Annotated in this window: 11 protein-coding genes; 2 read left to right on the top strand and 9 right to left on the bottom strand. The window is 44.8% G+C overall.

Annotated features, from left to right (window positions below; all coding sequences use genetic code 11):
* The first annotated feature begins 363 nt into the window (after window positions 1–363).
* On the top strand, window positions 364–486 hold the full coding sequence (locus DP_RS18785; RefSeq protein WP_265588607.1) for a hypothetical protein: 123 nt from the start codon (window positions 364–366) through the stop codon (window positions 484–486).
* Window positions 487–651: 165 nt separating this feature from the next.
* On the opposite strand, the gene DP_RS16745 is transcribed toward DP_RS18785, so the two are convergent.
* The 4 genes from DP_RS16745 to DP_RS07685 all read right to left on the bottom strand — a co-directional run bounded on the left by DP_RS16745 (window position 652) and on the right by DP_RS07685 (window position 4,933).
* Entirely contained in the window at window positions 652–3,351 is a 2,700-nt protein-coding gene (locus DP_RS16745) for a PAS domain S-box protein (protein ID WP_162096636.1), read from the bottom strand.
* A gap of 206 nt (window positions 3,352–3,557) precedes the next feature.
* The gene (locus DP_RS18780) at window positions 3,558–3,680 is read right to left on the bottom strand and encodes a hypothetical protein (RefSeq protein WP_265588606.1); all 123 of its coding nucleotides are present in this window, start codon (window positions 3,678–3,680) and stop codon (window positions 3,558–3,560) included.
* Window positions 3,670–4,236, bottom strand: coding sequence for a 3'-5' exonuclease (locus tag DP_RS07690; protein WP_011188758.1), 567 nt, complete (start codon window positions 4,234–4,236; stop codon window positions 3,670–3,672). Before DP_RS07690 ends, DP_RS18780 begins: the two co-directional genes overlap by 11 nt.
* A gap of 148 nt (window positions 4,237–4,384) precedes the next feature.
* Window positions 4,385–4,933, bottom strand: coding sequence for a phosphoribosyltransferase family protein (locus tag DP_RS07685; RefSeq protein ID WP_011188757.1), 549 nt, complete (start codon window positions 4,931–4,933; stop codon window positions 4,385–4,387).
* Window positions 4,934–5,303: 370 nt separating this feature from the next.
* On the opposite strand from DP_RS07685, the gene DP_RS07680 reads away from it, so the two are divergent.
* A complete protein-coding gene (locus tag DP_RS07680; RefSeq protein ID WP_041277769.1) occupies window positions 5,304–5,687 on the top strand; it encodes a hypothetical protein in 384 nt (127 codons plus the stop codon).
* 75 nt (window positions 5,688–5,762) lie between these two features.
* On the opposite strand, the gene DP_RS07675 is transcribed toward DP_RS07680, so the two are convergent.
* From DP_RS07675 to DP_RS07655, 5 genes are all read right to left on the bottom strand, one after another.
* On the bottom strand, window positions 5,763–6,524 hold the full coding sequence (locus DP_RS07675; protein ID WP_162096635.1) for a sulfite exporter TauE/SafE family protein: 762 nt from the start codon (window positions 6,522–6,524) through the stop codon (window positions 5,763–5,765).
* Window positions 6,525–6,669: 145 nt separating this feature from the next.
* On the bottom strand, window positions 6,670–7,902 hold the full coding sequence (locus tag DP_RS07670) for a hypothetical protein (RefSeq protein WP_011188754.1): 1,233 nt from the start codon (window positions 7,900–7,902) through the stop codon (window positions 6,670–6,672).
* 36 nt (window positions 7,903–7,938) lie between these two features.
* Window positions 7,939–9,219, bottom strand: a complete 1,281-nt coding sequence (locus tag DP_RS07665) for a TRAP transporter large permease (protein WP_011188753.1) — start codon at window positions 9,217–9,219, stop codon at window positions 7,939–7,941.
* 6 nt (window positions 9,220–9,225) lie between these two features.
* Entirely contained in the window at window positions 9,226–9,732 is a 507-nt protein-coding gene (locus DP_RS07660; protein ID WP_011188752.1) for a TRAP transporter small permease, read from the bottom strand.
* Between the two features lie 71 nt (window positions 9,733–9,803).
* Window positions 9,804–10,799: a TRAP transporter substrate-binding protein gene (locus DP_RS07655; protein ID WP_011188751.1), complete on the bottom strand. Its 996-nt coding sequence runs from the start codon at window positions 10,797–10,799 to the stop codon at window positions 9,804–9,806.
* Between the last annotated feature and the right edge of the window lie 53 nt (window positions 10,800–10,852).

Below are 10,852 nucleotides of genomic sequence, written 5' to 3'. Positions count from 1 at the left end.
CCATAGCCAGGGCTTTTTAACTTGACAATTACAAACAGGCATCTCTGGCTGAGAGCAGATCAACCTTCCCTAAACAGATTGAACCCTGATATATTAGTTATTGTCCTGAATTATTGGGGGATTTCACAAGGTGAGAGGATGGGTATATTCAGCCAAGGCACTGATTTAAAATTACGGATGAGAAAGTTTTCATCCCGTCGGCGGGGGCAGGCCAGATGAGCTGGCCAAACCGTTTTACAGGCAAGAGCACTACTGCTGCTTGATGCTGGTGAATACGGACCTAAATGGATTGTAGTAAATGTTGCAGAGGCGCCTGATGCTTGAGCATTTACCCAGCTACGGAGAACACGGTGAAAAGCAGCAGTGAAGCGTAGCGGAATGGCGGCAGTGAAGCGTAGCGGAATGGCGGCAGTGAAGCGTAGCGGAATGGCGGATACGAGAAAAAGCGCAAACTGCAAAAGAGAACATAATTTGAAGCTACCGTAGGATGGGCACAGGCAAGAGTGATGCAAGCGGGACGCTCGCCCAAGGAGATTTCAGAAGTACCATGAGCCATTCCCGCAGAGATGAAATTGGCACAGGCAATGTGTGGGGCTAGCCTCGGCAATACAGCAGATCAGGATCAGGGCAAATCGCCAAGCCTCCGGGAGATCACTGTTTATGATCCAGTCCCTGCCGGATGAGGGCAGTAAGCACCTCTTTGGTGAGGGGCTTAAGGGCAAGACCGGCAAGACCCAGTGACTTAACCTTCTCCTCGATGAGCATACTACTATATCCTGTGCAGAGAATAATAGGCAGATCCGGACGAATCTGTCGCATCCTCTGGCTCATCTCCAGACCAGTCATACCAAGCATGGTCTGATCGGTAATAACAAGATCAAAGGCATCGGGCTCCCTCTTGAATGTGGCCAGAGCCTCAATGCCACTGGTCTCCAATCTTACCTTATAGCCAAAGCGCTCAAGCATAGCCTTGCCTATTTCAGCCAACATTCTTTCATCGTCAACAAAGAGAATACGCTCATGACCGAGTGAAGGTGCCTCAGTCAATTTACTCTCCACCAAGGTGCCCTCCACACAGGGAAGGTTAACAGAAAAGAGAGTTCCCTCCCCTACCTTACTCTCACAGGTAATAAAGCCACCAGAGTTCTTAACAATACCATGAACAATGGAAAGCCCCATTCCGGTACCCTTGCCCACATCCTTGGTTGTGAAATAGGGATTAAATATTTTCTCCTGTATTGCCAAGGAAATACCCGAACCACCATCCCTAATATCCAACTGGACAAAGGGCCCTGGATGAACATTGGCAATATTGCCAATATCAGCTTTACTCAACGTCTTTTTCCTTAAAGAGACAGAAATCACCCCCCCCCTCTCCTCCATAGCATGAAAAGAGTTGGTGCAGAGATTCATTAAAAGTTGATGCAGTTGAGTCGGATCACCAAGAATTGGCCCGGAATCCATATCAATATTCTGCTCTATAAGAATAGTACTTGGCAGGGATGAGCGGAGCATCTTAAGTGCCTCCTTGATCCGAGGTCCGGGCATAAGAGAGATCTTCTCAATATCTGCCTGCCTACTAAAATCAAGTATCTGCCTCACCAAAACCTTGGCACGATTGCTGGCCTTAATGATCTGCTCAAGCTCATGGGTAGAGCTCAATGGAGCATTCAGTTTAGCAAGCTCCGCGTAACCTAAAATTGCAGCAAGAACATTGTTGAAATCATGAGCAATTCCTCCTGCAAGGGTACCTATTGCCTCCATCTTTTGGGCCTGGACCAGTTGCTCCTGCAGATATTCTCTCTCCTCTTTTGCCTGCTTGGCAGCGGTAATATCACGCAAAAATGCCACGAAGACAGCATCTTCTCCGGGGCGATATTGGATGCCTATCTCAACATGAAAAGCACCTCCATCTTTGTGACAATGTTCGGACTCAAACCGATCCTCGCCAAGGGCAATGACTTTAGAAAGGCGAGCAGCTGTCTGTTCAGGCTTTCTGGCTATAAGATCATAGGCCGTCATAGACAACAGTTCCTCGGCACTATAGCCACACATTCGGCAATAGGCCTCATTCACCTCCAAAAGAGCTCCCTGTTTATCCGACACACAGAAGGCATCCATGGCTGTATGGACAAGGGTGTGATATTTTATCCTACTTTTTACCAGCTCATTTTCTGTTTTTTTACGCGCAGTGATATCCTGTACTGTTCCGACAAAACGAGCGGGCAAACCCTCACCGTCATACTCAACCCGACCAAGGCCACTGACCCACTTGATAAGACCACCAGTCAAGAGCAATCGATATTCAGCGGAAAAAGGCTCCCCGTCTTGCACAGATTGCCGATAGGACCGTTTAACCCGACTATGGTCATCTGGATGAACAAATTGAAAAAGAGCTACATTGGAGGCAGTAAAAGCCCCACGGCTAAGGCCATACATAGCATAAACACTATCCGACCAAGAGAGGTGATTGGTGACTAAATCCAATTCCCACTTTCCTATGCGGGCAATATCCTGGGCCTCCAGCAGACTCGCCTCACTCTCTGCCAGTTCCCTTGTCCTGCTTCTGACAGTCTTTTTCAGAAGTAAGGCCGCACCGACAAAGAAAAAGACAAGACCTGCGGCAAGCAGGACAGTATAGACTAACCAACTTGGAATCCGTGGGTGAGATTCATACCTATTCAACCACCTGCCCATGCTCTTATAATAGAAAGAGTCCCTATCCTTCTTCCAGACAGAGAGATGGGCATCAATCTGGGCCAAGAGCTCACGATGTCTGCCCTTTTTGGTGGCAAAATAAACAGAAAAAGGGCTGAACTGAATGCTACTTCCAACCAAATCATACTCTTTAACATATCTCAGACTAAAGCTTTGGGGAGCAATCCCTGCCACAACTATCCCCTGATGGACAGCATTAAAGACCTCATCCTGGGTAGCAAATTCAACAATTTCACAGTGAATATCCAGCTCTGCAGCAATCTTAATAAAATTAAAACCACTAATATCACGACGGACAACAGCAATGCGTTTACCTGCTAAATCCTTAATATTTTTTTCTTTACCATCTGCTCGCAAAAAAACCTGTCCCCAGAATTCAGCAACCGATTCAGAGGAGTAATCCATGACCTTAGCCCGTTCTTCTGAACGGGCAACGGAGAGCATCAGATCAATATCCTCCTTCTCCAGGCGTTCAAGCCCCTCGCCCCAACTCAGATGAACAAATTCAATTTCCCATTTTTCACCCTTAACAATTTCCTGAAGCAGGTCTATATTGAGTCCCTGAACAACCCCCGAATCATCGACAAAATTGAAGGGGCTAAAGGGAAAGATACCAACTCTGACAGTCTCCACCTCCTCCTCGCTGGCATAAGCAGGCAAGAAGGCGAGTAAAAGTAAAAAAAGAATCATGCTCCGGCAAATATAAGCCCTTATAATAACGCCCACAGTAAGATCCTTTATTGCTAACTGAAAAAAATTAATTTTTTAATCTCAGCAAGACAGTAAACATATTATATTTTTTCCAGTCAGCTGAAAGAGTAGGGAAAATTGGTGACAAATCACAGCCTATGGGCCAGTGGATGAACAAGGGTAACCGCCCTGCCCTCAGCCAATTCTCTTTCCTGCATATTCAGAATATCCACAAGCAGAGAAACCACGACGATATTTTTCTTACACCACAAATTGCCCCTGTTTATACAGCTCATAAACAATCTTTGCCTCATGCAGGGCGTCGTCTGCCCCCCGGTGCTTTTCGTCATAAGGGTGATCAGGAAAAAAATAATCCCAAGCCTCTTCTACCTTAGGCCATTTATAATCTTTATAACGATAGGGACTTGGTATTTTACAGATATCAGTACAGAGCAACATGGGACATGGAAGTTTTTTCGGAAAAGAGAGGCTCCGGCTTTCGAGAAAATCAAAATCAAAGCTTCGATTATAGGCAGTAGCGCCAAGAGGGTAGGCATTAATAATCGACTGGATCTCTGCCCGCAAAGAATCAAAATCCGGGGCCTCTCGGACCTCTTCAACAGTCAGATCCGAATTTTTAAAGATCCAACCAAAGGGTGGCTCCCGATGTCTTCCCGTCAGTATCTTTTCCCGGCAGAGAGAATCAAAAATAATTTTCGTTACCCCACTCTCCAGATCAAGGGCAACCATCCCTACCTCAACAATACTCCCACCTTCCTTAAGAAAATTGGTAGTTTCGATATCTATGATCAAAATCTCTTTAGCCATATTCTAACTCCTAGAAAATAGAATGCCCCCATGACAAGACCTACAGGGGGCAAATATACAAATTCAAAGGCTCAGCTCAGCCAACATAATTCTCTATGCAGAGGAGAGCGTAGGCCCCATTAATGAGAATAAACTCTGTTCTAAGGCCCTATCCCTCTATGGGAAAGAGAGGCAACTCCTGAAGATAAATAATATCCTCTCGACCAATGGCATCTCCCTCAGCCAGGATAGCAGCCTTGGCAACAATGGTTCCGCCAACCGAATTTACCAGGCTTTCCAAGGCGACAAGAGAGCCGCCAGTGCTAATAACATCGTCTACCAAAACAACCCGTTTCCCCTTTATGGCAGCCGCATCCTTGCCATCGAGACAGAGAATTTGACGATGAGCCGTGGTGATAGACTGGACCTCATCTATCACAGGATCGAGCATATAGCCTTTTACACTTTTTCGTGCCACACAGTATCTGGCCAAGCCAAGGATTCTGGCCATCTCACAGATAAGGGGGATGCCCTTAGCCTCTGCTGTAACAAGAATATCAAATTCCGGCAACTTCTCAGCAAGCACGGGGGATACAGCAGAAACCATCTCTGTATCACCCATAATAACAAAACTTGCAATGGCAAGCGTTTCACTTATGGGAACAATAGGCAATTCACGGCTAAGCCCTGCCACTTCTAGTTTATATATTTCCTGCATACCCTTCCTCTTTTTTAAAGGCCAACTATTGAGCCTAATAACTTCACAATAAATTCAACTCAAAATCATCACTATCAAAACCCATAAAAACAGGCCAAGACGTCTCTCTTCAATCCCTTCATAATACTAATTATACTGGATACAACAACAGAAATCATAATGAGATAATCAAGACCACAGCTCATATCAACCGCAAAAGCCAAAGAGGCAATTTATCAAGAGAGAGACCAAGGCTATTTTACCACAAGCATCTTGCAAAGATTATTTGTAAAGATAGCCAATATTTTATTGGCAAGACAGAACTGAGCTGATAGGCTAGTGACCGATATTGATTCTTACCACACAAAAACACTCAAAAAAGAGGCCGATCATGCATGAAACTATCTGGCCGGGAATTGCATCTCTGGGAATATTAACCAGTTTTCTCCTCCCAATATTTTTCTTTATTGCCCTTATCATGTCACTCTTCATCCCCTTCTGGATTTTACGCATCAGAAGAGAGCTTATAGAGATAAACCAGAAAACTCCCCGGAAAAAAGAGTCCACCTTGCAGGATATTCGCTGCCCTGATTGCGCCGAACTCATCCTGGAAATGGCCAGGGTATGTAAACACTGTGGCTACAGATTCGACAGAGATAAAGAAGAGAAGAAGGAGAAGGAGGATAGGCTGCAGAGAGGCAAACAGTGCTCTTTTTGCGGCTGCATCAACGAGGCAGGCAAAGAGCGCTGCGCAAAATGCGGACAGCCCCTATAGCGTATTTTGAGGCAGGGAAAATCCTCTCCCCTCTCAGATATCGTCAAGGGAGGATGTAGTCAATTCCAGGGAACCCTAGCTCAAGCCAAGAAATTGGCTCATTGCGGAGAGGTGTATGCGGATAAATATCGAGAGCCCCATGGCACACAAAAGAAGCATAACAATGACTTTAAAATATCTGTCTGATACAAATTTAGACAAACTTGCCCCGGCCCAGGCACCAAATAGCTGGACAGGTAAACAGACTGCGGCAAGAGACAGAACCGTCGTTGTAACAAGCCCTGTGAAGAGATAAGACATTGCTGTCACAGAGGTTACAAACACAAAACAGATGGCCAGAATTCCCTTAAAGGTATCTCTTTTACATCCTATGAGATTGAGATAGACAATAAGAAATGGACCGGCTGCAGCAAAAATTGAGGTGGTAAGTCCCCCGCCAATCCCGACCAAATACTTCCAAATAGGCGACTTAAGCTCAAAGCTCTTCCCCCTGCCGCTACTACTATAAACCACATAAGCCAGCAAAAAAAGCGCAAGCAGTTGCTCCAGTATTTCCGGGCTAACAGATCCTAAAAAATAGGATCCCAAAGCAACACCAAGGGGCATGGCCAGAATAAGTGGCCTTGTTATCTGCCAATCCACATATTTTTTATATTTAAAGGCCAGCTGTATATTCATGACGACACTCATAAGAACTGTCGTTACAACAGCGGGCTGTAGTGGCATATATAATAGGAGAAGGGGAACTGCAATAAGGGCATTACCAAAACCGGTAAGCCCCTGAATGAAGCCGGAGAAAAAATATATTAAAGAGGCGGTAAGTGTAAGGGAGAGCATAGCAGATAAAGTTTGGGGGGGGAAGTTGGATTTTAGAACACTACAAAGCAAACATAAGGTGTCCTGAAGAGGCCATTTTCGTAAAAAGGTCATCACAATAAATGCCCCTCAAACGCATATAGCTAACGGTTAATTACGGAAAAAATCAGTCCAGCAGAGAGCGAAAATCATGCTCACAAAAATTTCGGCGTTCAGTAACCTGGGTCCCCGCCCTGCTTAAATCTAAAGAGAGTAAATGTACCGCTTTTTCAATAATCTCAATATATCTCTCCACATCATGGGCAGTGCATGATGGTATTTTCCACTTCTTTATATAGGATTCAGAAACCGCAAGGGACAGAACGGCAGAACTCCCCGGCATCATCCCGCCGCCACCAACCACATCGTGAAGATGGGATGACATAAAGGTCACCCCACCGGCGTCCTGACTAACAAGGATTGCCAACTCACCAACAATCGCAACTTTTTCACAGGATGTTTCGGCAACGGCAAGTTTTTGGCCCAACTCAGCAATCTTCTTGCCCAATTCTGCCGTCGCCTCTTTTAAACTCTGTGATCCTCGTAAGTAGGCATCATCATAACAAGATGCAGGGAGGTTCAGCAGATCCGTTGCTCTGGCAAGCGCATCATAAACAGCCATGTTATCCACCTGCTTATTTGCTCTCACCAGAAAGCGCCCCTCGCGCTCTCCCGCACATATATCAGGCACATAGGCCTTACTTTCAATAATAATAGTCGGCAAGAGATCAAGACCAAGTTGCTTCATAAGCTGCCCCTTGTGACCGAGCATAATATTTCCCTCCAGGTCTTCGTCTGGGCCAAGGCCACCCTCACTAGCATTAATGACGGCTAACACAGATACGGGTACAGAGTTGATTTCTAACACGGCGCCCAGGCATCTGCCCACCTTGTTTGTCATCCCCTCGGCACAAACCTTCAAGGTCTCAGGATAGGCCCTCATGAAGGTATCAACAACGGCAAGGCATACGGCTGTCTGTAGGGCAACGGGAGCTTCCAAAACGCCTTGACCATATATTCTGCCAAAGGCCCGAAAGGCCACCTCTTGACTGTAGATGGCATCCATGCCAACTGCGGCACGAGCCAAGGTCGCCTCATGAGGGGTAATACCACGTCGGGCCCCTGCTACACCGGTTCCTCCCCCCTCGGTGATCACCACAATAGTTCCCGTGTCAATGTCACATTCAACAGAAACTATTGTGGTACAAACAGGGAATGCATGACGCAACAGACAAGCTGCCACGGCAAAGCCAGCACTATCGTCTTGGATAAAACCAGCATGACTATGCACGTGGCCCACACCTACATGACCAACAATGCCTATACGACCTTTGCCTTTTTCACTTGCTGTTATTTTCACACTCTCTCCTATACACTCTATTTACTTTTCCAAAAACTACAGACTAGGAAGCCATAGGGTTATTTGTGGCACAAAAGTCAAAATAAGCAATGCAATAACCATGGTGAAAAGAAATGGCATAACGGCAACACTGAGACGTTCAATTGACAATTTAGAGATACTACAGCCAACAAAGAGATTTACTCCAACAGGTGGAGTAAGAAAACCCATCGAGGAGGTAACAATCATGATAATACCAAAATGTATCGGATCAAAGCCCAGCATCTTAACAATAGGTAATAACAGTGGCGTAAGGATTAAAATATTCGCCAGGGCATCCATAAAGGTTCCCATCACAATCAAAAACAAGAGTATTATCGCAATAAGAACATATCTATTGTCTGAAATATTACTCAATATTTCTACTAATTGGTTAGGAAGGTTATAAAAAAGTAAAATTTGCCCAAGGGCTGTCGCCGTTGCAACAACAAGAAAAATAGAGGCTGTTGTCAGCGCCGTAGATTTGAAAACCTCCACAACTTTGCTCACACTTAAGGTCCGCAGGAAAAGGCCTTCAACAACAAGTGCGTAAACAACCGCAATAACACCAGCTTCCGTAGGTGTCGTAAAACCACCATAAATTCCGCCCAAAACAATAATAGGAACCATCAGGGCGGGAAGAGAGGCTAAAACCGCCGTTAAAATCTCACCAATAGTTGCCTGCTGCGCAGAACCTGTAAAACCATATTTTTTTGCTAAAACATAGCTACAGAGCATCAGGGCAAGACCAATAAACAAGCCCGGAATAACGCCTGCAATAAAAAGATCACCAACAGAAACACCTGCTGTTGTACCGTAAATAATAAGTGGCACACTTGGAGGAATAATAACCCCCAAACAGCCAGCCGCCGTATTAACGGCCGTGGCAAAAGATTTGCTATAATTCTCCTTTTCCATCGCCGGAATCATAATTCCACCGACGGCCGCAACCGTTGCAGGGGCTGATCCAGAAAGAGAACCGTAAAACATGCTTGTCAGTATGGAGATATGAGCCATACCACCTGTTAAATGTCCTACCAATGCGCGAGACACATTCAGTAATCGTTGCGCCATGCTTCCCTTTTGCATAACTTCGCCTGCCATTATGAAAAAAGGTACCGCCATAAGAGGAAACACATCTAATGATGTCACCATCTTTTGAATCAAAAATTCATAGGGCAGCATATCGCCAAAGGTCATGCCCACAATGACACTCATACCAATAGCAATGCCGATGGGTACGCTGGCAAGGAGAAATATTGCTAATGAAACAAAGATAGATATTATAGTGAAGTCCATGGATAACTACTCCTTGATTATGTCTACAGCTGTAGGATCAATCTTACCCGTCATGATCCACCAGATTCTCTCAATTACTCTTAGGCCCATCATACCAAAACCGAAAGGCATGGAAAGATATACCCAGTAAGCGCTAATTTCCAAAGCAGGGGTCTTTTGTCCTGTGCTTGCAAGAAATAAAACAAACTTAATTCCAACGACTGTAACAAAGATACAAAATAATAGATTGAGAGTGAGAGAAAGGAGTGTTAAGGATCGAGCGAACTTCCCGTTACAAATTGTTCGAAGAATCGTTACTTCAAGATGCCTATCTTTATAGACAGCATAACTACAACCAACATACACTGCCCAAATAAAAAGATAACGAGCAAGTTCTTCCGACCAATCAAGTGAATTTTGCAACACATATCGATTGAAAACCTGGACAACGGTAATAACTGTCATTACCACCAGAGCACCAGAAGAAATCAGCATTTCAATATTAGGTATTTTGGATTTTGGTATTATTCCCATACAAAGATCTCCACTTCTATAAAATAACCAAACAAATACCTATCTGTTTGGTTATTTGTTTTCAAATACCTCTACTTTACAGCCATGGTGGCTCTTGCCTGTTCGATGAGGTCTTTACCAATGCGATCCTGAAACTGCTCATAAACAACTGCAGTCTTCTCTGCCCAACGCTGACGTTCTTCGGGAGAAAGAGTAGTTACGGTCACGCCCTTCCCTTCAAGCTGAGCAAGAATTTCTGCTTCGCCATCACGAATCAACTTACGCTCATACAACTTCGCCTCTTGAAAGCTAGAGAGAATAATCTCTCTGTTTTCAGGGTTTAAGCTATCAAGAAAGCGTTTAGAGATCATCACGAGATGAGGACTATACAGGCTGTTCACGATAGTCAAATGGTTGTTAACTTCTGGGAAGTTATTATGCCACGCAAGGTTCAAATCAATATCAATTCCATCAACAGTCTTTTGTTGCAGGGCAGTATAAACCTCACCCCATGAAATTGGAGTTGGATTCATACCAAGGGCCTTAAGAGTCCCGATGTGGGCCTTAGAAGGAGTAGAGCGAATTTTCAAGCCTTTTGCATCTTCAAGGGTTGTCACAGCACGCTTGTTATTCCAAAGATTACGAAAACCAATCTCGATATAGCCAAGACCGATAATACCACTTGGTTCCAGCGCCTTGGTTGCATTCATACCGATGGGGCCATCGGTGATCTTATCTGCCGCCTCATAACTTGGGAAAAGAAAGGGAAGATCAAAGATAAGGAATTCATCGGAAAAAGGTGAAAGATTTGGTGTTGCAGCTGACCCCATCTGGAGCATATTAAGCTGTAATCCTTGAACAACACTATCGAAATTACCAAACTTGGAGCTATCGAAAATATCTACTCGAAACTCACCGTTTGTTCTCTCTTCTACCAGGGCTTTAAACTTAATGAATGCTTGCCCCATGGGATGCTGGGGTAAATTGGGATGCGCGAGTTTAATAACCGTGGGGCCGGCAACAGCGCCTGTGACACCAAAACATAGACTAAGTACAGCAGTTGCTACGAGCTTTTTGAAAAAATTCATTCTCTGTTCTCCTACTTAGTGAAGTATATGGTTTAACAACAACCATCATAAAT

The sequence above is a fragment of the Desulfotalea psychrophila LSv54 genome, from assembly GCF_000025945.1.
GTDB classification, from domain to species: domain Bacteria; phylum Desulfobacterota; class Desulfobulbia; order Desulfobulbales; family Desulfocapsaceae; genus Desulfotalea; species Desulfotalea psychrophila.
Note: the sequence above shows the minus strand (reverse complement) of the source record. Positions and strands in the feature narration are given on the sequence as shown.

Bases quoted from the DNA above. Each gene is read 5' to 3' on its own strand.
- DP_RS07680 (WP_041277769.1), top strand. From the start codon at position 5,304: ATGCATGAAACTATCTGGCCGGGAATTGCATCTCTGGGAATATTAACC.
- DP_RS07685 (WP_011188757.1), bottom strand. From the start codon at position 4,933: ATGCAGGAAATATATAAACTAGAAGTGGCAGGGCTTAGCCGTGAATTG.
- DP_RS07660 (WP_011188752.1), bottom strand. From the start codon at position 9,732: ATGGGAATAATACCAAAATCCAAAATACCTAATATTGAAATGCTGATT.
- DP_RS07690 (WP_011188758.1), bottom strand. From the start codon at position 4,236: ATGGCTAAAGAGATTTTGATCATAGATATCGAAACTACCAATTTTCTT.
- DP_RS07675 (WP_162096635.1), bottom strand. From the start codon at position 6,524: ATGCTCTCCCTTACACTTACCGCCTCTTTAATATATTTTTTCTCCGGC.
- DP_RS07655 (WP_011188751.1), bottom strand. From the start codon at position 10,799: ATGAATTTTTTCAAAAAGCTCGTAGCAACTGCTGTACTTAGTCTATGT.
- DP_RS07665 (WP_011188753.1), bottom strand. From the start codon at position 9,219: ATGGACTTCACTATAATATCTATCTTTGTTTCATTAGCAATATTTCTC.